General features: G+C 65.3%; 25 protein-coding genes. 12 read left to right on the top strand and 13 right to left on the bottom strand.

Annotated elements, in window-relative coordinates:
* From FNJ47_RS26640 to FNJ47_RS26625, 4 genes are all read left to right on the top strand, one after another.
* A partial coding sequence (locus tag FNJ47_RS26640; RefSeq protein WP_163158478.1) for a MurR/RpiR family transcriptional regulator occupies positions 1 to 497 on the top strand: 497 nt, incomplete at its 5' end.
* 5 nt (positions 498 to 502) lie between these two features.
* Positions 503 to 1,852, top strand: a complete 1,350-nt coding sequence (locus tag FNJ47_RS26635; RefSeq protein ID WP_163158476.1) for an aspartate aminotransferase family protein — start codon at positions 503 to 505, stop codon at positions 1,850 to 1,852.
* Between the two features lie 13 nt (positions 1,853 to 1,865).
* Positions 1,866 to 2,876 carry an amino acid ABC transporter substrate-binding protein gene (locus FNJ47_RS26630; RefSeq protein WP_163158474.1) on the top strand — a complete coding sequence of 337 codons (1,011 nt, stop codon included), beginning with the start codon at positions 1,866 to 1,868 and terminating at the stop codon, positions 2,874 to 2,876.
* Between the two features lie 173 nt (positions 2,877 to 3,049).
* Complete coding sequence (locus FNJ47_RS26625; RefSeq protein ID WP_163158484.1) at positions 3,050 to 3,685, top strand: aspartate/glutamate racemase family protein; 636 nt, start codon at positions 3,050 to 3,052, stop codon at positions 3,683 to 3,685.
* 59 nt (positions 3,686 to 3,744) lie between these two features.
* Here the strand turns inward: FNJ47_RS26625 and FNJ47_RS26620 are convergent, their stop codons facing one another.
* Positions 3,745 to 5,079, bottom strand: a complete 1,335-nt coding sequence (locus FNJ47_RS26620) for an MFS transporter (RefSeq protein ID WP_163158472.1) — start codon at positions 5,077 to 5,079, stop codon at positions 3,745 to 3,747.
* A gap of 313 nt (positions 5,080 to 5,392) precedes the next feature.
* Between FNJ47_RS26620 and FNJ47_RS26615 the strand changes: the two genes are divergently transcribed.
* On the top strand, positions 5,393 to 6,592 hold the full coding sequence (locus tag FNJ47_RS26615) for a multidrug effflux MFS transporter (protein ID WP_165445875.1): 1,200 nt from the start codon (positions 5,393 to 5,395) through the stop codon (positions 6,590 to 6,592).
* 106 nt (positions 6,593 to 6,698) lie between these two features.
* Here FNJ47_RS26615 and FNJ47_RS26610 read toward each other — a convergent pair whose 3' ends face one another.
* Positions 6,699 to 7,118: a DUF983 domain-containing protein gene (locus FNJ47_RS26610; RefSeq protein ID WP_236000114.1), complete on the bottom strand. Its 420-nt coding sequence runs from the start codon at positions 7,116 to 7,118 to the stop codon at positions 6,699 to 6,701.
* An 81-nt stretch (positions 7,119 to 7,199) separates the two neighbouring features.
* Between FNJ47_RS26610 and FNJ47_RS26605 the strand changes: the two genes are divergently transcribed.
* Together FNJ47_RS26605 and FNJ47_RS26600 are read left to right on the top strand one after the other, a co-directional pair.
* Positions 7,200 to 8,576 (top strand): aminotransferase-like domain-containing protein, encoded by a 1,377-nt coding sequence (locus FNJ47_RS26605; RefSeq protein ID WP_163158466.1) that lies wholly within the window; start codon positions 7,200 to 7,202, stop codon positions 8,574 to 8,576.
* Positions 8,577 to 8,684: 108 nt separating this feature from the next.
* Complete coding sequence (locus tag FNJ47_RS26600) at positions 8,685 to 9,977, top strand: serine hydrolase domain-containing protein (RefSeq protein ID WP_236000113.1); 1,293 nt, start codon at positions 8,685 to 8,687, stop codon at positions 9,975 to 9,977.
* Between the two features lie 418 nt (positions 9,978 to 10,395).
* On the opposite strand, the gene FNJ47_RS26595 is transcribed toward FNJ47_RS26600, so the two are convergent.
* Positions 10,396 to 11,628: a rhodanese-like domain-containing protein gene (locus tag FNJ47_RS26595; protein WP_163158464.1), complete on the bottom strand. Its 1,233-nt coding sequence runs from the start codon at positions 11,626 to 11,628 to the stop codon at positions 10,396 to 10,398.
* A gap of 246 nt (positions 11,629 to 11,874) precedes the next feature.
* Between FNJ47_RS26595 and glgC the strand changes: the two genes are divergently transcribed.
* Together glgC and glgA are read left to right on the top strand one after the other, a co-directional pair.
* The gene (gene glgC, locus FNJ47_RS26590) at positions 11,875 to 13,137 is read left to right on the top strand and encodes a glucose-1-phosphate adenylyltransferase (RefSeq protein WP_163158462.1); all 1,263 of its coding nucleotides are present in this window, start codon (positions 11,875 to 11,877) and stop codon (positions 13,135 to 13,137) included.
* Positions 13,134 to 14,588, top strand: coding sequence for a glycogen synthase GlgA (gene glgA / locus FNJ47_RS26585; RefSeq protein ID WP_163158459.1), 1,455 nt, complete (start codon positions 13,134 to 13,136; stop codon positions 14,586 to 14,588). The genes glgC and glgA overlap by 4 nt, the downstream gene beginning before the upstream one ends.
* A 5-nt stretch (positions 14,589 to 14,593) precedes the next feature.
* Here glgA and FNJ47_RS26580 read toward each other — a convergent pair whose 3' ends face one another.
* The 9 genes from FNJ47_RS26580 to FNJ47_RS26540 form a co-directional block, all read right to left on the bottom strand.
* Complete coding sequence (locus FNJ47_RS26580) at positions 14,594 to 14,926, bottom strand: hypothetical protein (protein WP_163158457.1); 333 nt, start codon at positions 14,924 to 14,926, stop codon at positions 14,594 to 14,596.
* 150 nt (positions 14,927 to 15,076) lie between these two features.
* Entirely contained in the window at positions 15,077 to 16,207 is a 1,131-nt protein-coding gene (locus FNJ47_RS26575; RefSeq protein ID WP_163158455.1) for a serine hydrolase, read from the bottom strand.
* 521 nt (positions 16,208 to 16,728) lie between these two features.
* The gene (locus FNJ47_RS26570) at positions 16,729 to 17,217 is read right to left on the bottom strand and encodes a DUF417 family protein (RefSeq protein WP_163158453.1); all 489 of its coding nucleotides are present in this window, start codon (positions 17,215 to 17,217) and stop codon (positions 16,729 to 16,731) included.
* 163 nt (positions 17,218 to 17,380) lie between these two features.
* Positions 17,381 to 18,598, bottom strand: a complete 1,218-nt coding sequence (locus FNJ47_RS26565) for an ABC transporter substrate-binding protein (protein WP_163158450.1) — start codon at positions 18,596 to 18,598, stop codon at positions 17,381 to 17,383.
* A gap of 27 nt (positions 18,599 to 18,625) precedes the next feature.
* On the bottom strand, positions 18,626 to 19,600 hold the full coding sequence (locus FNJ47_RS26560; protein ID WP_163158448.1) for an NAD(P)H-dependent flavin oxidoreductase: 975 nt from the start codon (positions 19,598 to 19,600) through the stop codon (positions 18,626 to 18,628).
* Positions 19,601 to 19,602: 2 nt separating this feature from the next.
* On the bottom strand, positions 19,603 to 20,376 hold the full coding sequence (locus FNJ47_RS26555; protein ID WP_163158446.1) for a crotonase/enoyl-CoA hydratase family protein: 774 nt from the start codon (positions 20,374 to 20,376) through the stop codon (positions 19,603 to 19,605).
* A 9-nt stretch (positions 20,377 to 20,385) separates the two neighbouring features.
* Entirely contained in the window at positions 20,386 to 21,177 is a 792-nt protein-coding gene (locus tag FNJ47_RS26550) for an SDR family NAD(P)-dependent oxidoreductase (RefSeq protein ID WP_163158444.1), read from the bottom strand.
* The gene (locus tag FNJ47_RS26545) at positions 21,174 to 22,724 is read right to left on the bottom strand and encodes a class I adenylate-forming enzyme family protein (RefSeq protein ID WP_163158442.1); all 1,551 of its coding nucleotides are present in this window, start codon (positions 22,722 to 22,724) and stop codon (positions 21,174 to 21,176) included. Before FNJ47_RS26545 ends, FNJ47_RS26550 begins: the two co-directional genes overlap by 4 nt.
* Positions 22,721 to 23,371 carry a TetR/AcrR family transcriptional regulator gene (locus FNJ47_RS26540; RefSeq protein WP_163158440.1) on the bottom strand — a complete coding sequence of 217 codons (651 nt, stop codon included), beginning with the start codon at positions 23,369 to 23,371 and terminating at the stop codon, positions 22,721 to 22,723. Before FNJ47_RS26540 ends, FNJ47_RS26545 begins: the two co-directional genes overlap by 4 nt.
* A gap of 97 nt (positions 23,372 to 23,468) precedes the next feature.
* On the opposite strand from FNJ47_RS26540, the gene FNJ47_RS26535 reads away from it, so the two are divergent.
* Both FNJ47_RS26535 and FNJ47_RS26530 read left to right on the top strand, forming a co-directional pair.
* Entirely contained in the window at positions 23,469 to 23,888 is a 420-nt protein-coding gene (locus FNJ47_RS26535) for a Zn-ribbon domain-containing OB-fold protein (RefSeq protein ID WP_163158438.1), read from the top strand.
* A 15-nt stretch (positions 23,889 to 23,903) separates the two neighbouring features.
* Complete coding sequence (locus FNJ47_RS26530) at positions 23,904 to 25,043, top strand: thiolase family protein (RefSeq protein ID WP_163158435.1); 1,140 nt, start codon at positions 23,904 to 23,906, stop codon at positions 25,041 to 25,043.
* Positions 25,044 to 25,061: 18 nt separating this feature from the next.
* Here FNJ47_RS26530 and FNJ47_RS26525 read toward each other — a convergent pair whose 3' ends face one another.
* Positions 25,062 to 25,697: a TetR/AcrR family transcriptional regulator gene (locus FNJ47_RS26525; protein ID WP_163158433.1), complete on the bottom strand. Its 636-nt coding sequence runs from the start codon at positions 25,695 to 25,697 to the stop codon at positions 25,062 to 25,064.
* A 274-nt stretch (positions 25,698 to 25,971) separates the two neighbouring features.
* On the opposite strand from FNJ47_RS26525, the gene FNJ47_RS26520 reads away from it, so the two are divergent.
* Positions 25,972 to 26,648: NAD(P)-binding protein (locus FNJ47_RS26520; RefSeq protein ID WP_347341717.1), on the top strand; the 677-nt coding region annotated here is incomplete at its 3' end.

Here is a 26,648-nt window from a genome sequence, read left to right as displayed (position 1 = left end):
CGGACGCCGCGCGTGCGCTGCACGCAGCCAACCGGATCTGGATTACAGGCTTCCGCAGCTGCCGCGGCGTTGCGGACCTGTTGACCTACCAGCTTCGCCTGTTCCGCCCCGACGCGGTGCAACTGGTCGGCGGTTCCGGCCCGTTCGATCTCGACCACGGCGCCTTCCGCTCAGACGACGCCGTGGTCGTGATCGGTTTTGCGCCCTACACGCTGGTCAGCGTCGAGACGGCGCGCGCGGCACATCAGGCGCGCGCCACGCTGATCGCGATCGCCGATACGATCACGGCGCCGATGGCCGAAGGCGCTGATCATCTGCTGCTGTTCGAAGCCGCCTCCTCTCCCGGCTTCTTCCCGAGCCTCACCGGCGCGATCGCCGTCGCCCAGTCGCTCGCCGCCGTCGCCTTCACGCTGGGCGGCGCAGGCGCAAAACGCAAGCTGGAGGAGACCGAGGGCCGGCTTGCCAGGATGTCGCAATATACCGTCGAGAAAGGATAAGTATCATGGCCGCCAACAAGAGCCGCGTGATGCACCGAAGCCTGCGCGAGACCCCGCCGAAAGCAATTGGCGGAGACGGCGTCTGGCTGATCGCGGAGGATGGCCACCGCATTCTCGATTCCTCCGGCGGCGCCGCGGTGTCGTGCCTCGGTCACCAGCATCCGCGGATCCTTGCCGCGATCGCCAGACAGGCCTCGAAGATTGCCTATGCCCACACTGGCTTCTTCTCCTCCGAGCCTGCGGAAGAGCTCGCCGAGCGGCTGGTCGGCCACGAGCCCGGGGGCCTCGGCTATGTCTATTTCGTCAGCGGCGGATCGGAGGCGATCGAGGCCTCGATCAAGCTGGCGCGGCAATATTTCATCGAGCGCGGCGAGCCGAAGCGCGCGCGCTTCATCGCGCGCCGGCAGAGCTATCACGGCAATACGCTCGGCGCGCTGTCGGCCGGCGGCAATGCCTGGCGCCGCGAACCCTACGCGCCGCTGCTGTCGCCTTCGTTCAGCCACGTCACGCCCGCCTTCGCCTATCACGAGAAGCGCGACGATGAATCGGAGGCCGCGTTCGTGGCCCGGCTCGCCGCCGAACTGGAAGCCGAGTTTCAGCGGCTCGGCCCTGAGAATGTCGCCGCCTTCATCGCCGAGCCCGTGGTCGGCGCCACCGCCGGCTGCGTGCCGGCGCCGGAAGGATACTTCAAGGCGGTGCGCGAGATCTGCCGCCGACACGGCGCGCTGCTGATCCTCGACGAGGTGATGTGCGGCATGGGCCGCACCGGCACGCTGCATGCGTGGGAGCAGGAAGGCATCTCGCCCGACATCCAGGCGATCGCCAAGGGGCTCGGCGGCGGCTATCAGCCGATCGGCGCGATGCTCGCGAGCGGCAGCATCGTCGACACCGTGCGCAACGGCTCCGGCGCGTTCCAGCACGGCCACACCTATCTCGCGCATCCGCTCGCCTGCGCCGCCGCGCTCGAAGTGCAGAAGACGATCGCCGAGGAGAGACTGCTCGACCAGGTCAAGGAGCGCGGCCGCCGGCTCGAGCAGCGGCTGATCGAACGCTTCGGCAACCATCGCCATGTCGGCGACATCCGGGGCCGCGGCCTGTTCTGGGGGATCGAGCTGGTCGCCGATCGCGGCACGCGGCAGGCGTTCGATCCCAAGCTGAAGCTGCATCAGCGGATCAAGTCCGCGGCCTTCGCCGGCGGCCTCGGCTGCTATCCGTCGGGCGGCACCGCCGACGGCCAGCGCGGCGACCACGTGCTGCTCGCCCCGCCCTATATCGCAACTTCCGGCGACATCGACATGATCGTCGAAAGGCTCGGCGCTGCGGTAGACAGCGCGTTGAAAGATGTTGGTCACTAGGAGGAGGTGTAAAATGTACAGGGGATTGATTACTGCAGCCGTTCTGGTCGCAGGCATCGCGAGCGCAAGCGCAGCGACGCTCGACACCATCAAGCAGCGCGGCACGCTGGTGTGCGGCGTCTCGACCGGCTTTGCCGGCTTCTCGGCGCCGGACTCGCAGGGCAACTTCAAGGGCCTCGATGTCGACTATTGCCGCGCGCTCGCCGCCGGCATTCTCGGCGATCCCGCCAAGGTGCGCTACGTCGCATTGACCGCGCAGAACCGCTTCACCGCGCTGCAGTCCGGCGAGATCGACGTGCTCTACCGCAACTCGACGCAGACCTATCTGCGCGGCACCACGCTCGGCCTGCGCCAGGGCCCGGTCAATTTCTACGACGGCCAGGGCTTTGTGGTGAAGAAGGACCTCGGCGTGAAGGAGCTGAAGGACCTCAAGGGCGCCACCGTCTGCGTCGCGCAGGGCACCACGCATGAGGTGACGCTCGGCGATTACGGCCGCGCCAACGGCATCGACTGGAAGCCGCTGGTGTTCGATCGCCCCGACACCATGTACCAGACCTTCTTCGGCGGCCGCTGCGATGCCATGACCCAGGACGCCTCGGCGCTCGCCGGCGCGGTCGCAACCGCAGCGCCGAAGGCGGACGACTATGTCGTGCTGCCGCAGACCATCAGCAAGGAGCCGCTCGGCCCGTTCACCCGCAACGGCGACGAAGTGTGGAGCGACATCATCACCTGGCTGCATTACGGCCTGGTCGAAGCCGAAGAGCTCGGCGTCACGCAGGCGAATGTCGACGAGATGACGAAGTCGCAGGTCCCGGCGATCCAGCGCCTGCTCGGCGCATCCGGCGATCTCGGCTCGCGGCTCGGCCTCGACAACAAATGGCTGGTCGCAGCGATCAAGGCCGGCGGCAATTACGGCGAGATCTTCGAGCGCAATGTCGGCAAGGCCAGCTCGCTGAAGCTCGAACGCGGCCTCAACGGCACCTGGAGCAAGGGCGGGTTGATGTACGCGATCCCGTTCAAGTAGGAAGTCACCTCGCCCCGCTTGCGGGGAGAGGCCGGAACGCATCGCACGATGCGTTCCGGGTGAGGGGGAGCCTCCGCGTATTCCACTCTCACTTTTGTTACGACGATAGAGCCCCTCACCCCAACCCTCTCCCCGCGAAGAGCGAGGAGAGGGAGATGAACCGGCAGCACCTCATGCGCATCACGCTCATTCACGCCTTGAAGCATTCGATCGTGCCGATCGAGGCGTCATTCGCAGAGCACTGGCCGGAGGCACGGCTGATGAACCTGCTCGACGACAGTCTGTCGGCCGATCTCGCGCGCGACGGCAAGCTCTCCGAGCGCATGACCGAGCGCTTCCTGACCATGGGCCGCTATGCCGCCGGCACCGGCGCCGACGGCATTCTCTTCACCTGCTCGGCGTTCGGCCCCTGCATCGAGGCGGTGGCGCGCGCGAACGCGCCGATGCCGGTGCTGAAGCCGAACGAAGCGATGATCGAGCAGGCGGTCGCCAAGGGAAAGCGCATCGGCCTGCTCTCGACCTTCCCGCCGACACTGGTGTCAATGCCGCCGGAATTTCCGTCCTCCGTGACGCTGGTGCCGAAACTCGCCGACGGCGCGCTGGCGGCACTCGATCGCGGCGACCGCGCCGAGCACGACCGCATCGTGGTCGAGGCGTCCAAGGAACTGCACGACTGTGATCTGATCGCGCTGGCGCAGTACAGCATGGCCCCCGCCGCCGAGCGCGTCGCCGACGCCACCGGCCGCGAGGTGCTGACGACACCGGATAGCGCCGTGCTGAAACTGAAGGCGCTGCTCGCGGCTGATTAGCTCAACTGCGTAGGGTGGATTAGCCGAAGGCGTCATCCGCCCTACGAAGCCGTGGTCGCCTACGTCCCCGCGTCGTTGACGTTCAGATCGACGCCTTGCGGGTCCTTGATCGTCGACACCGTGATCAGCGAGACCAGCGACAGCACTGCGATGTAGACGCCGACGCGCCAGGACTGGCCGTATGTGCCGATGATCCATTGCGCGATCATCGGCGCGAAAGCGCCGCCGAAGATGGCGCCGAGCGCGTAGCCGATCGAGACGCCGGAATAGCGCACCTTGGCCGGGAACAGCTCGGCATAGAGCGCCGCCTGCGGGCCATAGGACAGGCCGAGCGCGATGGTGAGGCCGACGGCGCTGATGAAGAACAAGAGCAGGTTCTTGCTGTCGATCAGGAACCACATCGGCACTGCCCACAGCACCATCAGGGTGTAGCCGATCTGGAAGCAGCGCACGCGGCCGATCTTGTCGCCGAGGATGCCGCCCAGCAGCGTGAAGATGAACCAGCTCACCGCCGCCAGCGTGCCGATCAGCAGCAATTGCTCCGACGGCATCTTCAGCGTGTTGGCGCCGTAGCTGATGATGAACGCGATCAGGATGTAACCGGCCGCATTGTTGGCCATGAAGATCAACGCGGTGCGCAGGATCTCCTTGCTATGATTGCGCATCAGCTCGCGCAACGGCGCGGAGGATTCCTTGTGCCGCCGCTGCATCGCCTGGAACACCGGCGATTCCTCGACCGTACGGCGGATCACGATGCCGACGACGATCAGCAGGATCGACAGCAGGAACGGGATACGCCAGCCCCATTCGATCATCGCCTGCCTGCCGAGCGTCGTGGTGAGCACCCACAACACGCCGGTCGCCAGGATCATGCCGAGCGGCGTGCCGATCTGCGGGAACGAGCCGAAGAAGCTGCGCTTGTTGAGCGGGGCCGATTCCACCGCCATCAGCGCCGCGCCGCCCCATTCGCCGCCGGCCGAGAAGCCCTGCAGGATGCGCAGCAGAATGAGGAGTGCCGGCGCCCAAGCGCCGATCTGCGCATAGGTCGGCAACAGGCCGACCAGCGCGGTCGCGGCGCCCATCAAGAGCAGCGTGACGACGAGCATGTTCTTGCGCCCGAAGCGATCGCCGAGATGGCCGCAGACAATGGCCCCGAGCGGACGGAACAGGAAGGACAGGCCGAGCGTCGCGAACGAGATGATCTGCGCCAGCAGCGGATTGTTCGCGTTCATCGGTGCGAAGAACAGTGCGCCGAACACGAGGCCGGCGGCCTGCGCGTAGACGAAGAAGTCGTACCACTCGATCGTGGTGCCGACGAGCGTTGCCGTGAGAACCTTGCGCTCCTCATCCGACAGTTCAGCGCCGCGCGAGCGCGCGGATAGTTCGATGGACATGTGGCCTCCCCAAAACCGTTCTTGGCCGTGCGGCGTGATCGGCGGCGATGCGCCCGCCCACACGGATGCTGGTAGCGGGATAGCAGAGGTTTTCGCGCGGCACGAGTAAATAGTTGCAATAGCAACGATATTTCGAGGCTGGCGGTCCCACAGCCGGTTCCATGACCCGGCTACCTCACCCGCCGCCGACGGTCTCCCATCCCAAAACGCCGATTGTGCATTGCAGCAAGAGCATTATGATCCAATGCTCTCCAAGAGGTCATAAGTGTCTGACATCAATGCCGATGCCTGGGTTTCCTCAGGCCACCGCCCGATGGGCTTTCCGGAATTCGTCGTCGTCATCGCCTCCATCATGGCGCTGAACCCGCTGGCGATGGACATGATGCTGCCGGCGCTGCCGAACATCCGCTCAGCGTTCCAGATCGCCGACGCCAACCGCCCGCAGATGGTGCTGTCGATATTCCTGGTCGGCTTCGGGGTCGGCCAGTTCGTGATGGGCCCGCTGTCGGATCGCTTCGGCCGCCGCCCGGTGCTGCTCGGCGGCATGACCGTCTACACCATCGCCGGCCTGCTCGCGATCATGGCGCCCTCGTTCGAGACGCTGCTCTTGGCGCGCGCGCTGCAAGGGCTCGGCACCGCGGCGACGCGCGTGATCGCGACCTCGATCGTGCGCGACTGTTACGCCGGACGGCGGATGGCGAGCGTGATGTCGCTCGCGATGATGGTGTTCATCGCAGTTCCCGTGATCGCGCCGTCATTCGGCCAGGCCGTGATGCTGCTGACGCATTGGCGCGGCATCTTCGTGCTCTTGATGATCTACGGCGTGATCGCGCTGGCCTGGAGCGCGATGCGGATGCCGGAGACGCTCCCCAAGGAGCTGCGCAAGTCGCTGGCGATCCCGGAGGTGCTGTCCGCGTTCCGCCAGACCGTCACCAACCGCCAGACGCTCGGCTATGCGCTCGCCGCCGGCGGCGTGCAGGGCTCGCTGTTCGCCTTCGTGTTCTCGTCGCAGCAGATCTTCACCGAGGTCTTCAAGCTCGGACATTACTTCCCGGTGGCCTTCGCCGCCTGCGCGGTCGGCGTCGCGATCGCCGGTTTCCTCAATTCGCGCATCGTCGGCCGCATCGGCATGCGGGTGATCTCGCACGCCGCGCTCACCGGCTTTGCCGTCGTCGCAGGCGCGCTGTTCATCGCGGTGAAGACCAGCACGCTGTCGCTGCCGCTGTTCATGGTGCTGGCAGGCCTGATGATGTTCGCGTTCGGGCTGATGATGGCGAACTTCACGGCGCTCGCGATGGAGCCGCAGGGCAAGATCGCCGGCACCGCCTCGTCGCTCTACGGCACCATCACCACCCTGCTCGGGATCGGCGTCGGCACCACGATCGGCCAGGATTACGACGGCACGCTGCTGCCGTTCGCGACCGGCTTCTTCCTCTGCACGCTCGCCGCCCTCGCCGTGGTGCTGGTGACGGAAAAGGGCCGGATGTTCCGGCCCCATCATCATCCGATTTGATCTTGCAGGGTGGGTTAGTCCGTAGCCCGCATGAGCGAAGCGACATGCGGGGCCACCGTTCCCGGATGTCGCTTCGCTCATCCGGGCTACGAGCCCTCAGTCCGCGTCAGGCCTCTTTGGTCCGTGCGACGTTGGCCCGAGCCGGAGCAGCGACATGCCGCGTCGCCGCAAATCCCTCCATCCCCAGTTGCCACTGCAACCCGACGATTGCGCCCTTGGTCGGTTGCAGCAGCGCGAGCGCACTGAACAGCGTCACCGGCAGCCAGATCGCCAGTTGCAGCCAGGCCGGCGGCGCGTAGGTCATCTCCATCCAGAGCAGCGCCGGCACAACGACGTGGCCGACCACGACGATCACGAGATAGGCCGGAAAATCATCCGCACGCTGCGGGGTGAAGTCCTCGCCGCACACCTCGCAATGATCCGCCACTTTAAGGAAGCGGCCGAACAAATGGCCGCGCCCGCAGTTCGGGCACTTCATCGTAAAGCCGCGCAACATCGCCTTTGGCAGGGAAACCGTCTCGGTCATTTGTGTAATCCTTGACCTGATCTGATGATCCATACAATATGCATTCGAGCACCTACAATCAAAGACAAAGCGCTGGATTGCATGGATTGGATCCCTACAGTTTCGGAATGGCACGGCCCGATGTTCCTGCGCATCGTCGACGCGCTCGCCGCCGACATCGCCAGCGGCCGGCTGGTGCGCGGCCAGCGGTTGCCGACCCATCGCGCGCTGGCGACCGCGCTCGACATCGATCTCACCACCGTGACGCGCGCTTATGGCGAGGCGCGGCGGCGCGGACTGCTCGACGCCCGGGTCGGCCAGGGCACCTTCGTTTCGGAGACCACCGCGCGCGCGGCATCCGACCTAGCCACGCCCGTCAACATCGACCTGTCGATGAATTTGCCGCCGCAGCCGGTCGAGGCCAATCTCGATCTGCGCATCGCGCAAGGACTGGCGACCATCCGCTCCGAGGCCGGATTTTCCGCCTATCTCGGCTACACGCGTCCCGGCGGCACCGCTGACGAACGCGAGGTCGGCGCCGCGTGGCTCGCGCCGCGCGTGTCGAACGCATCAGCCGACCGCATCGTGATCTATCCGGGTTCGCAGGCAATCATCTTCAACGCGCTGCTGGCCCTGACATCACCCGGCGATGTGGTGCTGACTGAAGCGTTGACGTTTCCCGGCATCAAAGCCGCGGCGGCACGGCTCGATGTCCGCCTCGTTGGTGTTGCGATGGACGCGGAAGGCGCGAGGCCCGACGCGCTCGACGAGGCCTGCCGCAAGCACAGACCGAAGGCGATCTACCTGGTGCCGACGCAGCAGAACCCGACCACAGCGACGATGGGCGCCGCGCGCCGCAAGGCGATCGCCGATGTCATCCGGAAGCGCGGCTGCGCCCTGATCGAGGATGACGTCTACGGCCCGTTGGAACCGCAGGTAGCGCCGATCGCCACCCTGATTCCCGAGCATACCTACTACGCCGCGAGCATCGCCAAATGCATCGCGCCGGCGTTGCGCGTCGCCTATCTGCTGGCGCCCGATGCGAGCGCCGAGCAGCGCATGCGTGCCAGCATGCAGGCGACCATGCAGATGCCGCCGTCGCTGATGGTCGCGCTGGTGACGCAATGGCTGCGCTCCGGCGTCGCCGCAGACATTATCCGCGCTATCCGCAACGAAGCCGCCGCGCGCCAGCAGCTCGCGGCCCGCTTCCTCAAGGGCGTGACCTATGCGGCACGCCCGGCCAGCCACCATCTCTGGATGCCGCTACCAAAACATTTCGACGGCACCGACCTGCTGTCGCATCTGATGCGCAACGGGCTCGCCGTGGTCGGCGAGGACGCCTTCGCGGCAGGCGATGCCGCGCCGCGGGGCTTGCGCGTCTCGCTCGGCGCCGCGCGCAATCGCGCCGAACTGAGCCAGGCGCTGCAGGTGCTGTCGAATGCGGTGCGCACGCCGGTCGGCGCCACGCAGATTGTTTAGAATTCGCCCATCGTAAGGGAATAAACTCGCTCGAAAATGATTATGGTGCGGGGGCGCTTGCGCTAGAAGTGGCGGCGTTCAGGGCATCAGGCAGGGGCAAGCTTATCAATGTCATGTGGATTTGATCGGGCGATCCACCTTGCCCTGCGGACGCTTCGTGCGACCGCGATCTCGTGTCTTGCGTTTGTCATATCGGGCGCCGCGCGCGCCACCGATGCCCCTGCCCCGTCGCCGGAGAAGCTCGAACGCATCACCGAATTCTTCAACAATGAGGTCAACAGCGGCAAGCTGCCCGGCGCGGTCATCCTGATCCAGCAGCACGGCAAGCCGGTCTATCTGAAAACTTTCGGCTATCGCGACGTCACGACCAAATCGCCGATGCGGCCGGACACGATGTTCGCGCTGCATTCAATGACCAAGCCGATCACCAACACCGCCGCGATGATGCTGGTCGACGAAGGCAAACTGTCGCCACAGGACCCGCTGTCGAAATACATTCCGGCCTTCGCCGACGTGAAGGTCGCGATCGAACCTGATGGCGGAAACGATCCGGCCAAGGTCGAGCTGGTGCCGCCGATCCGACCGGTCACGATCGAGGACCTGATGCGGCACACCTCTGGCATCACCTACGAATATATCGGCGCCGACTGGATCCAGACGATCTACCGCGCAGGACATCTGTTCGACGACAAATTCGACAACAAGGAATTCACCGCACGGCTGGCGAAGCTGCCGCTGTCGCGGCAGCCCGGCACGCTGTGGCGCTACGGTCATTCCACCGACGTGCTCGGCCGGGTGATCGAGATCGTCACGGGCAAGACGCTCTATCAGTTCGAGAAGGAGCGCATCTTCGATCCCCTGAAGATGAACGACACTCGATACGTGCTCGATGCGGAGACCGAACGGACCCGGCTGGCCGAGCCGCTGCCCTCGGATACGATCCTGATCGATGGAGAAAACGACCGGCGCGCGCATCCGGAGTGGGAATCCGGTGGCGGCGGCCTGGTGTCCACCATTCTCGACTATGCGCGCTTCGCGCAGATGCTGCTCAACGGCGGCGAGCTCGACGGCAAGCGCTATCTCAGTCCAGCGGCCTTCAAGACCATGACGACGGACCATATCGGCCCGGGCTCCGGCGTCGGCCGCGACTATTGGTACTTCCCCGGCGACGGATTCGGTTACGGCTACGGTATCGCCGTGCGCACCGATCCCGGCATTGCCAAGCCGCCGCCGCCCGGCTCGATCGGCGAGTTGAAATGGGACAGCGGCAGCGGAACCTATTTCGGCGTCGATCCGAAACTCGACATGATCTACATCATGCTCGAGCAGACCCAGAACGAGCGCCAGCGCATCACGCCGGCATTCAGGAAGCTGGTCTACGACGCGTTCGGCCCGGACTGAGTGAAGATCGGCAACTCCGTCATTGCGAGGAGCGAAGCGACGAAGCAATCCATCTATCCACGAGCAAGCGTAGCGATGGATTGCTTCGCTTCGCTCGCAATGACCGGGATGCGCCCACCACTTTCATCGCTCGGCCCGACCGGGCGATCCAGTACGCCGCGGCGCCTCGGTTCGAGCAACGGCGCCTCTGGACTACTGGATCGTCCGCCTGCGCGGCGATGACTCCGCGAGGGCGCCTGCACGATTTCTGAATATTAGAAATATGCCCGTGAGTTGCCCGACGTGTCAAGCAGCCTGATCGAACGTGACTGGTCGGGCGCCGACACCCGCCGGCTACGGTGCATGGGGTTGTTTTCGATATTTTGGCGGAGCGACCCAGCAACTCGGCACCGATGCACCGCCGTCACCAGGTAATCCGCTAGATCACGTAGAACCCATGCGTGCCGTCGCGGCGAAGCTGATCGACGAGGCCGTACTCCCAATCGAGATAGGCCTGCATCGCTTTTTCCGCGACGCCGGTGCCTTCATAGGGGCGCCGATAACGGTGCGCGGGATCCGGCCTTGGCACGACGCGCGGCGGGCCGACTTCGAGCCGGCCGTCATAGCCGCTCTCGAGCACATAGACCTCCCACGCCATCTGCGCGAGCCAGGACGCGGTCATGTCGGCACGGATGCTTTTGTCATCGCTCAGCACGATGCGCGCGCCCCGCACGGGCGCGGCCATGTCGATTTCCTGCACCAGCTGGCCACCCGCATAATGGCGGAAGCCGGCAACGCGACCGGCCGCGTATTCCTCGGCATCGCGCACGTCGAAGCGATACAGCGTGCGCTGTGCATCGCCTTCCAGCGCGGCGAGTTCGTCCATGCCGATGTGACGGACGCCGGCGCGATAGGCGACGTCGCGCGCATTGTCGCCGGCGCCCGCGAACGGCCCGACCTCGCCGCGCCTGCCGGCGCCGTGCTCCAGATCGTGCTTCGCCAGCGTCCAGCCGATCGTGCCGTTGCGCAGCGCCCGCACCTTGTTGGGCAGCCCGGCGTTGATCAGCGACTGCGTGCCGATGATCGAGCGGGTGCGGCCGGCGCAGTTGACGATGATGGTGGTGTCGGGATCCGGCGCCGCGCTCCCCGCGCGCAGCACCAGCTCCGCACCGGGCACGCTGACCGAGCCCGGGATGTTCATGGTGGCGTATTCGTCGAACCGACGCACATCTAGGATCGCGATGTTGGCCTTGTCCGAGATCAGCGCGGCGACCTCGTCGGCACTGAGCGACGGCGTATGCCTGCGCGCCTCGACCAACTCGCCGAACGCCTTGGCATAGGAATTGACGTCCTCGAACACCTCGTAGCCGGCTGCCTTCCAGCCCTGCAAGCCGCCGGCAAGCGCCGCGACGTTGCTGTAGCCCAGCGCCCGCAACTGCTCGGCCGCGGCAACGACCAGTCCCTCGCCATGATCGTAGAGCACGATGGGCATGTCCTTGCGCGGCAACCGCAGCTCGGCTTCGAGCGCGATCCGGCCGGCGGCCATGTTGGCGGCAAACAGCGGATGGCCGGTGGCGAATTCCGCCTCGTGCCTGACGTCGAGCAGCGCAATCTCCCGGCGCAGCAAGAGCGTTGCACGGACGGTCTGGGGCGTGACGGACAGAACTGTCATGGAATGTTGGCCTGGGCAGGAAACGGGCAGGCTTGCTCTAGGCCGAAATCGCGGCTCGTCAATAGGTTTAACCAAGTCGCAACCCCGCTGCCCGAGACCCGCAATCCAGGGAACGAAAACCCGCCATCCCGCTTTGCCCAACCGGGAGGCACTTGCTACGTTCCAGTCGGCCCCGTTGGCGCCCGATCAGGCCTTCCGGACAAGAGAAGGTAGCGGGGCTACGCCAGAAGCTCTGGGAGGATCACCATGAGAACCGTCGGAAATGAACCATTGTCGCGTCATGCCCTCGCCTTCGTGCTGGCCGGCGGACGCGGCAGCAGACTTCAGGAGCTCACCGACAGGCGCGCCAAGCCTGCCGTGTATTTCGGCGGCAAGTCGCGCATCATCGATTTCGCGCTCTCCAATGCGGTGAATTCCGGCATCCGCCGCATCGCGGTGGCGACCCAGTACAAGGCACACAGCCTGATCCGGCATCTGCAGGGCGGCTGGAACTTCTTCCGCCCGGAACGAAACGAGAGCTTCGACATCCTGCCCGCAAGCCAGCGCGTCTCGGAGACGATGTGGTACGTCGGCACAGCGGATGCGGTCTACCAGAACATCGACATCATCGAGGCGCACGGCACCAAGTACATCCTGGTGCTCGCCGGCGACCACGTCTACAAGATGGACTACGAGATCATGCTGAAGCAGCATGTCGAGAGTGGTGCCGACGTCACCGTCGGCTGCCTGGAAATGCCGCGAGCGGAATCCTCCGGCTTCGGCATCATGCATGTCGACGAGAACGGCCTGATCGAGTCCTTCCTGGAGAAGCCGGCCGATCCGCCGCCGATGCCCGGCAAACCGGACAAGTCGCTCGCCAGCATGGGCATCTATGTCTTCAATTCGGAATTCCTGTTCGACGAATTGCGCCGCGATGCCGCCGACCCGAACTCCAGCCACGATTTCGGCAAGGACATCATTCCCTACATCGTGAAGCACGGCCGCGCGATCGCGCATCAGTACAACGATTCCTGCGTCCGCTCCGGCGACGATCCCCGCGCCTATTGGCGGGATGCCGGCACCGTCGACGCCTATTGGGCTGCCAATATCGATCTCACCGACGTGGTGCCGGAGCTCGATCTCTACGATCGCTCATGGCCGATCTGGACTTATGCCGAGATCACCCCGCCCGCCAAGTTCGTGCATGACGAGGACGGTCGGCGCGGCCAGGCGGTGACCTCGCTGGTTTCGGGCGCCTGCATCATCTCGGGCGCGGCGCTGCGCCGCTCGCTGCTGTTCACCGGCGTCCACGTCAATTCCTACGCCAGTGTCGAGAACGCGGTGATCATGCCGTATGTGAATGTCGGCCGCGGCGCGCAGCTCAGAAACGTCGTGATCGATCGTGGCGTCCGGATTCCTGAAGGCCTCGTGGTCGGCGAAGACCCCGAGTTCGACGGCAAGCGCTTCCGCACCACCGAGCAGGGCATCACGCTGATCACCCAGCCGATGATCGACAGGCTCGGGACATGACGTCACTGCGCGTCCTCGCGGTCGCCTCGGAAGTCTACCCGATCGTCAAGACCGGCGGCCTCGCCGACGTGGTCGGCGCGCTGCCAGCGGCGCTGAAAGAGCACGGCGTCGCAACGCGGACGCTGGTGCCGGGCTATCCCGCTGTGCTCGACGCGCTCGCATCGGCGGAGACGCTGCTGCATTGGCCGGAGTTCTACGGCGGTCCGATCCGCGTGCTCGCCGGCACGCATGCCGGCCTCGATCTCTATGCGCTCGACGCGCCGCATCTCTACGCCCGGCCCGGCAATCCCTATGTCGGTCCGGATGGACGCGACTGGCCCGACAACGGCATCCGCTTTGCGGCGCTGTCGCGGATGGCTGCAGAAATCGGCCTCGGTGCGATCCCGTCTTTCGTCCCCGACATCGTGCACGCGCATGATTGGCAGGCCGGGCTCGCGCCGGCCTATCTGCATTATGGCAGACAACAGCGGCCGGGCACGGTGATGACCGTGCACAACCTCGCCTATCAGGGGCAATTCTCGCCGGACATGCTTGCGACGTTCGGCCTGCCGGGCGAAGCCTACGCGCTGCACGGCGTCGAATATTACGGCACCATCAGCCTGCTGAAGGCGGGCCTGCAATTTGCCGACCGCATCACCACGGTGTCACCGACCTATGCGCAGGAGATCCAGAGCGACGAGGGCGGCATGGGGCTCGGCGGACTGCTACGTGAACGCTCCGACGTGCTGAGCGGCATCCTCAACGGCATCGACATCGATGTGTGGAATCCGGCCACCGATCCCGATATCGCCGCGCGCTTCAGCGCCGAGCAGCCGGCGGAGCGTGCGGTCAACAAGGCCGCGCTGCAACGGCGCTTCGGGCTCGATGCCGCGCCGGACGCGATGCTGCTCGGCGTCATCAGCCGGCTGTCCTGGCAGAAGGGCCTCGACCTGCTGCTCGAGACCGTTCCGACGCTGCTTGGCGAGGGCATTCAGCTCGCGCTGCTCGGCAGCGGCGATCGCGATCTGCAGGATCGCTACACCGCACTGGCGCGCGACAATCCCGAACGGATCGCGGTCGTGATCGGCTATGACGAGGCGCTGGCGCATCTGATCCAGGCAGGCGCGGATGCGCTTGCGGTGCCGTCGCGCTTCGAGCCGTGCGGTCTCACCCAGCTCTGCGCGCTGCGCTATGGCGCGGTCCCGATCGTTGCCAATGTCGGCGGCCTTGCCGACACCGTGCTGGGCTTCGACGAAGCCACCGTCACAGGCAGTGCTGCAACCGGCGTCAAGTTCGCACCCGTCACTGCGGATGCGCTTGCTCGTGGCTTGCGCAAGGCGAACCTGCTGTTCAACGACAAGGTGACCTGGCGCCGGCTGCAGCAGGCCGGCATGGCCACCGATGTCTCCTGGCACAATCGCGCCGGCCGCTACGCCGCGCTCTATCGCGAGCTCGCCGCGGCGCGCCGCTAGGCCGATCAGTTCACCAAATCGCAGGACGCGATACGGTTGATGTCGGCGAGGCGACGGTCGGGATTTCCCTTGAAATCAAGGCTTGCGACGAGATCGAGCAGCCGGCCATAGGCGCGATCGGCGACCGCCACAGGCAACGGCTCCTCATCGAAGGCCTCGATGTAATTGCCGACGAGACCGCTCAGCAGCCGGCACATCGCCCGTTGCTCGGGCTCATGCCTGCTCAAGGTCTCGAGTTTTTCCTGGAGGGATCGGTAGGTCCGCAAGCCGTGCGGCTGTTGCGAAAGCCAAGCGTGAAGATCAGTGTTGTGCAAATCGGGATTTTGCAAATCAGTCATATCAGCCTCTTCAGAATGGAGAAGAAGCTACCGGCTTATACAGCCGATCATGGTTCCGCGCCACGACGATTTTTGCATGCATCCCCTGCCCGGCTGCGCGGGCCGTGTCATCGGATTGGCACGTCGAGTTGCTAGGGTATTTTGGTTTGATCAGAGCCGCGCGAGCGCCGGCAGGATCTTGTAGCGCGCGATCTCGTGCGGATAGTCGCCGCGATTGGCGAGCAGCACGATGCCGAACCTGCGCGCCGGCACCAGGCCGATATAGGCCGAGGCGTTGTTGAGACCGCCGGGCTTGTCGATGACGGTGACGCCGTCGAGCCGTACATGCTCCCACGCCATTGCCTGGCCGAACTTCGCATCGACGCGAAAACTCTCGCGCAGGGTCATCTGCAATGCCGCGCGCAATTCGGGTTCGATCACGGCGCCGTCGAGACAAGCGCCCAGCAATATGCCGAGATCGCGCGCCGACGAGAACATCTGGCCGGTGCCCGGAAAATCGTAATAGCTCTGCTGGTCGCCGGGCGGACCGATCGGCGTGCCGTCGTGCGAGTATCCCTGAACTATGCGTCGCATGATCTCCGGCGCCATCGACGCGCGGTTGTCTTCGCCGCGATCCGGAACGACAGTCGAGTTCATGCCGAGCGGCCTGAGGATGCGGCTCTCGATCAGCGTCGCGATCGGCGCGCCGTAGTGCCGCTCGAGCACCAGTTGCAGCAGGACATAGCCGGCATGGCTGTAGATGCGCTGCTTGCCCGGCTGCTCGCCTGCCGGCGGCGTCCATGAATTGAGCATCGCGATGAACTGATCGCGGCTGAAGGTCTCGTTCGGCCACGGCGGATGATCGGTCGGCAGTAGCAGCCCGGATGTGTGGTTGACGAGCTCACCGATGGTGACGCGGCTGACATAATCGCCATGCAGTTCGGGCAGATACTTGCCGACGGGATCGTCGAGCTGCAATTCGCCGCGCTCGGTACCGAGCGCGACCAGCGTCGCCTCGAACAGCTTGCGCAGCGAGGCGAGGTTGAACAGCGTGTCCGAGGTGACCGGCCGCTTCGTCGCAGCGTCCGCGAGACCATAGTTGAAGAAGGCGACCCGGCCGCCGGCATAGACCGCCGCAGCGAGGCCGCCGGGATCGGCCGCGCTCGCGGACGGCGCGAGTTCCGTGGTGACGATGTCCCGGATCTGCGCATCCATGTCGGAATCCGCGCGCACCGCCGTCAGCGCGCTAGCAGCGACGGCAAGCAGGACGGTCGCGATCCGGACGAGGAGCCATTGTCTCATAACGAGCGAAATCGGAGCGATGTTGCGATGTAACCCGCAGGCGGACCTGTTCAGCCATCGAGAGATGGCGACATCACGATCCCAGCGATGGAACCCACACTCCCGAATTCACGATTGCGCGTATTCCGCGGTGACACGTCGCGGCTGGGGAACGGGCGGCCCGATCGCTGTTCCGGCGGTCACTGCCGGAAGTCGTGATCGCGACCGCCCTCCCACTCCAGCCACGGTGCGGGAACTGCAATCACACTAAAAAAAGCCGAGCGTTTGAAAATGTCAGGGGTTTGCATCGACGGACAGGCAAGACCAACGCTTGCCGGGGCGACCGCCGATATGTCTGACTTCGTCACATTCCGCTCCCAACCGGGGACCGTTTCCCATTAGCAATAATTCGTCAATCAAGGGTTGCGTAGCCCCTTCGGATTCGAGTTACAAGACATGGCCGGCTGCGACGGATTGTCCTGTTCCAGATCCCGGATACGCGCGATGCGCGATTATGCAGGGGTTAACCATCGACGGCGCGTCTATGCAGTACCTGACCGGACGATCGAGCGCGGCAACGACGCCAGCAGCAGCACGAGACAGACGCAGAGCAGCACGATGTCCTTGAACAGGAACTCGCCGGCCAGGTTCCAGGCCATCGGGTCGGTCGACAGGCTCCATTTGACCACGCCGGGTGTCGTGAAGAAGAACGACCACGTCACCGCAAAAGTGATCACCCCCATCAGCGCGCCGATCGCTGAGAGAATCGGGCTGAACGCGCCGGCGGCGAGCAGCACGGCGATGCCGAACTCGGCCACGCCGAGCACATAGGCCTCGCCGCGGAGGCCGAATACCGAGAGCCACGAGATGAACGGGCTGTTGCTGATGAACTGCACGATGCCTTGCGCCGATTGCAGCGTGAACTTCTGCATGCCGAACGACACGAAGATCACCACCATGACCCAGCGCAGGATCGTGAGCAGACGATAAGACCCCTCGCCTCGTTCGGCGATGTTGAACGACAGATTCATGCGGATGTTTCTTCCCTCGCTGCGATGCCATCATCGGCCGCCTTTGTGGCGCTCGTGGCAGGACTACGCAGCGCGCCGCGCGCGCGTTACACGCGGGACCCGTAGCTGCATTCACAAGAATGTGCGGACGAGGTGATCGGCGCGAGCAGCGAACGCCGCGGCGTCAGGCGGCGGTGAGCAGTTCACCGACTTTCTCGTAGGCCTCGCCCTTGAACCGCATCAGCTGAAACTGCTTGATCGGTACATAGTCGCTCGGGGTGGTGTTGAGGGTGATCCCGGGAATCAGCAGCGGCGCGGCGAAATTCTTCAGATTGCTCGCCTGATGCAGGATGTTGGCGCGCGTCAGCTGGTCGCCGCATTGGCTAACGACGCGGGCGGCGGTTGCCGCGGCGGTGTAGCCGATGGCGTAGAGATCGTCCGCGCGGTCGGCGTTCGGGACGTAGCGGTCGAGGAACGTCATGTATTGCTTCATGTCCGACGTGTCGGCCCACAGCGGATTGCCGGGGTCCATCCGCGTCGCGAAGGCAAGAATGCCCTGTGCGGTCGCGAACCCGGCGGGCTTCAGCGTCGCACGCACCGAGGCATTGCCGGCGCCGAGGAACACCTGCGGCCGCCATTCGAGCGCAGCCATCTTGCGCAGCGCCTGGCTCGCCATCTTCGGAATGGTGATGAGGAACACGAGGTCGGCATCGGACAGCTTCATCTGAACGATCTGGGAATCAATGGTGGGATCGCCGACCGAATAGTTCAGCTCGCAAACGATCTGCGCGGTCTTGGCGCCGAGACCGGTCTTGAGGCCTGACAGCGTCGCCTTGCCGGCATCGTCGTTCTGATACAACAGGGCGATCTTCGCATCGGGCTTGGAGTCGGCGATGTAGCGGCCGACGACCCCTCCTTCGATCTCGTAGGTCGATCCGCCCACCATGGTCCACGGATTAGCGGCCGGATCCGACAGCTTGCTGGCCGCAGCCGCAAGGAACAGCTGCGGGACCTTGCGCGCGTTCATGTATTTCTGCACGGCGATATTGCCCGGCGTTCCCATCGCGCCCGCAATGAACAGCACCTCGTCGCCCTCGACCAGCCGCCGCGCCGCTTCGACCGATTTCGGCGGGCTGTAGGCGTCGTCGTAATTGATGAACTTGATCTTGCGGCCGTTGATGCCGCCGGTGTCATTCAGCATGCGGAAATAGGCATCCATGGCATTGGCGAGCACGCCGAACGACGACACCGGGCCGCTGAGCGGCCCGAACTGCCCGATGCGGATTTCCGTGTCGCTGGAACCGGGATCATAGGAGGCGCCTGCAAAAGCCTTGCCGCCAATCGACGCCGCTAGCCCGGCCGCGGTCGTCGCGAGCAGCGTTCGACGGCTGATCGTCTTCATATGCTTCCTCCACTGGATTTGGGCGCCTTACGCGGCGCCTCGTTCGAATGCCAGGTGATATTGTGCGGCAGCCCGGTCGATGATGTCGGCAGCTCCGGTCACGGTGTGCACGCCGGAGACCGAATGACCGGCGCTCCAGACCTCGATCCAGCGCCGCGGTCCTTCCGCGTCATTCTTGCCGCCGAATTTTTCGCGCGCGCGGGCCTCCGACACGGACTCGTCGAGATTGGCGGGATCGAGACCCGCGGCGATGATCGAGGGCCGCAGCATGCTGGCATCGAGCCCGGTGAAGGCCTTGGTGAGCAGAACGTCGTCGAGCGTGCTGTCGACCAGCATCTTCCGATAGGCATCGCTCGCCATGCTTTCGCGCGCCGCGATGAAGCGCGTTCCCATATAGGCGAGATCGCAGCCGAGCAGCCGAGCTGCGGCAAGCGCGGTGCCGTCGGTCACGCCGCCCGCGAGCACGACCGGACCATCGAACATGGCGCGCACCGCGCGCACGAAGGCGAACGGATTGGCCCAGCCAGTCTGCCCGCCGGCACCTGCCGTCAGCAAGATCAAGCCATCGGCGCCCGCCTCGATTGCCTTCTCCGCATGCCGCAGCGAGGCAATGTCTGCGAACACCAGGCAGCCGACATCATGCAGCGGCTGAACGGCCGCCGCCGGCGAACCGACGCTGGTGATGACGATCTCGACCTTGTGCCTGACGAGGCAGGCGAGGTCGTCCTTGAAGCGCGGCTGGCGGATGATGAGATTCGGACAATGCGGCGCGGCGGGCCGGCCGAGCTCAGCAACACCGCGCTCGATCTGATGCAGCCAGGCGTCGAGCTCCTCGACCGAGCGGGCATTCGCGGTCGGAAATGCGCCGATCGCGCCGGCACGGCAGACCGCCGTCACGAGTTCGACGCCGGACACGCGCAGCATCGGCGCCGCGATCAGCGGCAGCCGGAGCCGATCCGCGATCGTAGCCGGAAGCGCCCCCCGGCGGGCAGCAGCCTGCATGATCAGCGCCCCTTCCACACCGGCTTGCGCTTCTCGGCAAACGCCTTCAGCCCTTCGACGCGATCCTCGGAGTTGAACGCGCGTTCCGCGATCGGCGCCTGCGCGGTCCATTCCTCTTCATCGGTCCAGTTCGCGGCCTGGAAGACGATCTCCTTCGAGGCGGCCAGCGCCGTCGGACCGTTGACGAGGAGTTCGTTGCCGAAAGCGATCGCCGCCTCGAGCGCCAGCCCGGGCTCGACAAGGCGATTCACCAGCCCTAGACGCTCGAAGTACGCCGCGTCCTTGAACTGCCCGGTCAGCGCCAGCTCCATGGCGACGTGATAGGGAATCCGCTTCGGCAGCCGGAACAGGCCGCCGCCGACGGCGACGACATTGTGCCGGACTTCCGGCAATCCCATCCTGGCGTCACGCGCGGCGACGATCAGATCGCAGGACAGGCAGAGCTCTAGCCCGCCGCCGACGGCATAGCCCTCGACCGCGGCGATCAATGGCTTGCGAGGCGGCCGGCGAAACAATCCGAAACCACCGCGCTCCGTCACGCCACGCTCGCCGCGCGCGACCGCCTTGAGATCGGCGCCGGCCGAGAAATTGCCGCCCGCGCCGGTGATGACGCCGACGAACAGCTCATCCTCCGCATCGAGCACATCCATCGCATCGGAGATGCCGCGCGCGAGCGCGAGATTGCAGGCGTTACGCGCCTCGGGACGGTTCAGGGTAACGACCAGGATATGGCCGCGCCGCTCGGTCAGAACGACCTGTTCGTTCTCGGTGATCATCGATACGCCTCACAATGCGAAGGTAAAGCCGCCATTGACCGGATAGGTCTGGCCGGTGATCCACGCGCTCGCATCGGAGGCGAGGAACAGCACCATGTTGGCGACGTCGGACGGCAGGCCCGGGCGGCGGATGACGTATTTCTCCATCATCTTCTTCTGCATCTCGGGATTGGCCTTCAGCCGCGCTTCGATCGCCGGTGTGAGGGTCGCGGCAATCGCGACGCAGTTCGCCGTGATGTTGTGGCGGCCGAGCGATCGTGCGACTGCGCGCGTGAAGCCCGCCGCGCCGGCCTTCGCACCCGAATAGACCTCGAGGCCCGCCTCACCGGCACGTCCGGCATCCGAGATAATGGTGACGATACGTCCGCCCTTGCGCTCGATCATCTGCGGAACGCAGGCCGAGGCGCAGTTGATGACGCCGTAGAGATTGACGCCGATGAAGCTGTTCCAGACTTCAGGGCCGGTCTCCCAGAACGGCTTGCGCGCATCGGGATCGGGCGTCGCGCCGGCATTGCCGGCATTGTTGACGAGGACATCGATCGGGCCGAAGGCCTGCTCGGCCTTGCCGACCATCGCCTTGACAGATGCGAGATCGGTGACGTCGGCCTGCACCGCGATGGCCTTGCCGCCGGCGGCGTTGATCTCGCGCGCGACCTGCTCGGCGCGATCGAGGAAGTAGTCGTTGACGACGATGCCGGCGGCGTTGTGTGCGGCGAAGTGCAGCGCGATCTGGCGCCCGACGCCCTGGCCCGCACCGGTGATCAGCGTCACCTTGCCGTTTAGATCGAGGATATCACTCATACGTTTCTCTCCCGTCCCTTCCAGTAGGGCTCGCGCAATTCGCGCTTGAGCAGCTTGCCCATGGTGTTGCGTGGCAATTCATCGACGATCGACAGCGTCCTCGGCCGCTTGTACGAAGCAAGATGGTCGCAGCAGAAGTCGAGGATCGCCGCCTCGTCGGTGATGTGGCCCGGCTTCAGCTCGCAGAATGCCTTGACCTGCTCGCCGAACTCGTCGTCGGGGATGCCGATCACCGCGATGTCCTGCACGTCCGGATGCCTGAGGATCGCGGCCTCGATCTCGGCCGGATAGATGTTGACGCCGCCGGCGATGATCATGTCCTTGGCGCGGTCGGTGATGAACAGGTAACCGTCGTCGTCCAGCATCCCGACATCGCCGACGCGGAAATAGCCGTCGTCGTCGCGCGTATCGGATCCAAGCGGCTTGCCGTTCAGGTAGGAGCGGATCGTCACCGGCGTCCTGATCCAGATTTCGCCGGACTGGTTGCGCGGCAGTTCACGCCCATCGGCATCGCGAATGGAGATGTCGACATGCTTGTGCGGACGGCCGCTGGAGCCGGGCTTGCGCTCCTGCATCTCGGGCGGCAGGAAGCTGATCATGCCGACTTCGGTCGCGCCGTAGCCTTCGCCGAGCACGCCTGAGCCGAAATAGCGGATGATCCAGCGTTTGAGCTCGTAGGGCACCGGCGCGGCGCCGACCGACAATGCGCGGATCGACGACACATCGTAGGCGTCGAGCACCTGCTTCGGCAGCGCCGCGAGACGCTTGTACATGGTGGGAACGCCGGTCCAGTTGGTGACGCGATGTGTCGCAATCAGACGAAGCGCGCCTTCGGGATCGAAACGGCGCATCAAGACGGTCGGGTTGCCGAGCTGGATCGCGCCCCAGACCTGGGACGGGCCGGCGCCGTGGTGCAGCGGCAGTGTCAACAGCGAGACGCCACCCGGCTGGCCGCGCCGGGTCGATGCGACATCGCTGAGATATTCGCTGGTGCGCGCATCCATCTGCACACCCGGCTGCAGCACCGAGACCACGCCCTTGGGCAGGCCCGTGGTGCCCGACGTGTAGAGGATCAGCGGCGGGCGGCCGGTTGAATGCAATGGCGGCTCGGCGGATGCGTCGAGCAGATCGGAGAAGGCGACGAAGCCGGGCGACGCCGCGCCAATGGAGACCGCGAGCTTGATCGGCAGACCTTCGAATGCAGGCAGCAGCGCCGAGGGATCCTCATCGTCGCAGACGACGACCTGGGCGCCGCTGTTGGACAGGACGTACTGCGTCTCCGACGGCGTCAGCCGCCAGTTCAGCCCGAGCAGCGAGCAGCGCAGCTTGCCGATCGCCTCGCTCAGGATCGGCCACTCGATCCGGATCTGGGTCCGCAACACCACGATGTCGCCGGCGACGACGCCGCGCGCCGCCAGCCCATGCGCCACGCGGTTCGCGGCATCGTTGAGCTCTGACCAGGTCATCCGACGATCGCCCTCGATGAAGGCGACATCGTCAGGGCGGTTGGCGGCCCAATGCTCGACGCTGTTCGGCAGGATGCTCATTTCGCCAACCTTCCTTCGACCGCCGCGATGAACAGCACGCTCATTGTCTCGAGATCGACACCTTCCGGATCGACCAGCCACTGCGCAATCGATCCGCGCAGCGTCGCGAGGATCAGCGCGCTCTCAGTCTCCAGATCGATGTCGGCACGCAGCCGGCCTGCCGTGATCCCGGCTTTCAAGCCGGCGGCGATCTCGCCTCGCGTTTCGCGATTGAGCCCGGCGACCGTAGCCGTGATCGGCGGCACGGTGAGCGCAGCCGCCAGCACGGCGTGAAAGGCGCGCGCCATAACGGGATTCCGCGCCGGCAACATGAAGTAGTATTTGAACGACGCGATCAGGCCGTCATAGCCGGTCAATTCCGGCGCGGCGGCGCGGCGCGTGCTGATGAATGACTCGATGACGTAGGTGGCGAGCGCCGACAACAGATCGGCCTTGGTCTTGAAATAATGCGACGGCAGACCGCGGCTGTAGCCGGCACGCTCGCCCGCTTCCGCCAACGTGATCGCGTCCAGCCCGTTCTCGGCGACGATCAGCGCAGCCGCTTCGAGGATCCGCCGCTCCGCTTCATCGCGGCGCTCGACCTGCGTCCGCCGTGACGCCAGCGCGTCATCTCGCGGCTCCTGCGCGCGTCGAACTGCTCGTGCCATTCAGCTTCGCTCCCTTTGCCGTGCGGCGACTTCTTGCTTGCATTCAAGCTAGATTAATGTTTGTTGGTCAGTCAACAAGTTTCTTTGGAGGAAACGCATGCAGCCCAGCAAACTATTGAAACCAGAGCTTTATTCTGCGGGATCGGGCGATGGGGACGGAGCGACAGCCCGCCTGAAGGGCGGCCGCTGCCGCTGCGGATACGTGTTCTTCCCGATGCAGACCTATGGATGCGAGCGCTGCGGCAGCCATGGTGATCCGCTGACGCCGTACGAACTCTCGACCAACGGAACACTGCTTGCCGAGGCGACCGTTCACCTCCACGCCGACAAGAACCGCCCGGCCCCCTTCACCATCGTCAAGGTCGCGCTCGACGACGGCCCTGTCATCCGCACCCTGCTGGCCGACGACAGCGCACGCGTCGCACCGGGTCAGCGCGTGACCGGCAGGCTCGTTCCGACGACGCAGAGCGAGAGCGGCGAGACCGTGCTCGATCACCGCTTCAGCGCCGCATCCTGATTTTGGAGCTCCTCCATGACACGCTCACTCAACGATTTACGGCCGGTCTACGTCGTCGGCATCGGCTGGCACCGCTACCAGAACCCGAGCGAGACGCCCTATGTGGCGCTCGGCCTCACCGCGATCCGCGCCGCGCTTGCAGATGCGCGCATCGAATGGCCCGCGGTTGAATCGACCTATGTCGCGGCCGCGCTGCTCGGCATGGCGTCGGGGCGGCCGATGCTGCGCCATCTCGGCGCGACCGGCGCGCCGCTGATGCATGTCGAGAATGCGTCCGCCTCCGGCTCGACCGCGTTCCGCCATGCCTGCATCGAGGTCGCCAGCGGCATCTCCGACGTTGCGCTGGCGATCGGCGTCGACAAGCGCAATCCGGTGCGGCGCGCCGAGACCGGCATCGGACATCTTGCGGAGGACGCCATCGTCCCCTTCACGCATTTCGCGTTGCTGACCAATGAATACGCGGTCCGCCACAACGCCACCGCCGAGGACATTGCGCTGGTTGCCGTGAAGAACCACCGCAATGGCGCGAAGAATCCCAATGCGCAACGGCAGCAGGAGCGCACGCTCGACGAGGTGCTCGGCGGCAAGCGCGTATCCGGATCGCTGACTTCGTTGCAATGCACGCCGATCGGCGAAGGCGCTGCGGCTGTCATCGTTGCATCCGAGGATGGCATTCGCCGATTGGGCATCGACGCCGGCCGCGCCATCCGCACCACGGCGTCCGTCGGCCGCAGCGAGCGGGTCTATGCGCCCGGCGCAGGCTTCGACGCGGCGCTCACCAAGGAGACCGCCGACCTCGCATTGGCGCAGGCCAAGGTGACACCCGGGGATATCGACATCATCGAGCTGCACGACGCGTTCACGGTCGAGGAGCTGCACTACATCGAGAGCATCGGGCTCTGTCCCGAGGGGCATGGCGTTCGCATGCTCAAGGACGGCGCGCTCGATATCGGCGGGCAATGCGCGATCAATCCCTCCGGCGGCCTGATCGCGATGGGGCATCCGATCGGCCCGACCGGCATCGGCCAGATCGGCGAGATCGTGATGCAGCTGCGGGGCGAAGCCGGCGCACGCCAGCATCGCGGCGCGCGGACCGGCCTCGCGCATATGGTCGGCGTCGGCGCGGTCTGTTACGTGCACATCCTGCAGAAGTGACTTGTCGCCCCGATTGCCCTATGCGCGCTGTCGCAGCGGCCGCGCGGCGTCCTTTGCCGGCACTGGCATGGTGAAGCCGTACAGGAACAGGTCCACCACCATGTCGGCGAACTCGCTGGGATCGACGCCGCCCTTCGGGTCGTACCAGGTGTGGCTGAAGTTCAGGATACCGAACAGCATCATGCTGTAGATCTTCTTGGTCCGCTTGACGATCTTACCTTCCTTGTCGAGCTTGACCAACAGATCCGAGACCGTGTCGACGATCTGGCGCTCCAGCGCCTTGATCGCATCCTGCTCGGTCTCGCCGAGGAACGAGAGGTCGTTGAGGATCACGCGCTGCTCGTCGCTCGAGCGCGCATTGAGCGCGACGATGGCCTGGATCGCGACACGGAACTGCTCCAGCGTCGCCGTCTTGCCGGCCATCGCGGCCTCGACATCGGCGATCATCTCGCGGATATGCGCATCGAGGATCGCGAACAGGATCGCTTCCTTCGAGTCGAAATAATGATACAGCGCGCCGCGCGACAGCTTGCACGCATCAGCAAGGTCCGCGATCGAGGCACGCATGTAGCCTTGCCGCGCGAACAGGCCGCAGGCGGTGGTGAGGATACCCTGCTGGATCTCGTCGTAGTTTTCTGAGCGCGTCCGCGCCATACCCGTCTCTCTCGTGCACCATCGGCGCCGCTGGAATCGGCCGACACCCGTCTCTCTATACTACCGCCGCCCCACGCTATACTACCGCCGCCCCACGCTCTCCTCCCCTTTGGGGGCACCATCCACCAGAACTCGTCGACCAAGCGACGGTGGTTCATTGACCTGCGTCAAAAAATAATTTGAACGACCGGTCGGATTATATTAGAGTGTCCGTCATCAGGCAAGCGGGTTGCGCACGCCGGGAGCAACCCGGCGGCATCGAGGGAGGCTGCGCGTGGATGCTCATAAGGTCGATGCTGTCGTGATCGGAGCCGGCGCCGGCGGGCTGTGCGCCGCGGCGCGTCTCGCCCATGGCGGGCTGCATACGCTCGTCGTCGACGACAAGAATAGGCTCGGCGGACGCGCCTCGACCGAGGAGATCGACGGCTTCAAGGTCAATATCGGCGCGATCGCGATCGAGTTCGGCGGCGTGTTCGAGGAGACCTTCCACACCGTCGGCGCGCCGCTCGACATCCGTGCGCCGGAGCCCGCGAGCTCGTTCTTCATCGACGGCAAGGTGATCGATGTCGGCCGCGGCGGATGGTCGCTGCTATTGGGTCAACTGACCAAGCAGGCCTCGCGCATCCTGGAGAAATTCGCCGACGCGCGCTCCGGCAATCTGCCCGACGGGCGGCAATCGACCGAGGACTGGCTGAAGGGCTACACCAGCAACGCCACGGTGCACGCACTGTTCCGCAATCTCTGCGCGGCGATCTTCGCCTGCAACGCCGCCGAACTGCCGGCCCGCGCCTTCCTGACCTATTTCACCAGCAAGGGCGCCTTCAAGAGGTTAGGCCTCTTCGCGCGGGCCCGCACCGGCGTATGGAGCAGCATAGGCCTCCCGCGGCAACGCGCTGGCGACATCCGGCTCCGAATCCCCGCGAAGCCCATGCACGCAGCTACAGATACGTG

Origin of the sequence: Bradyrhizobium uaiense (genome assembly GCF_010811875.1) — a bacterium.
GTDB classification, from domain to species: Bacteria; Pseudomonadota; Alphaproteobacteria; order Rhizobiales; family Xanthobacteraceae; genus Bradyrhizobium; species Bradyrhizobium uaiense.
Note: the sequence above shows the minus strand (reverse complement) of the source record. Positions and strands in the feature narration are given on the sequence as shown.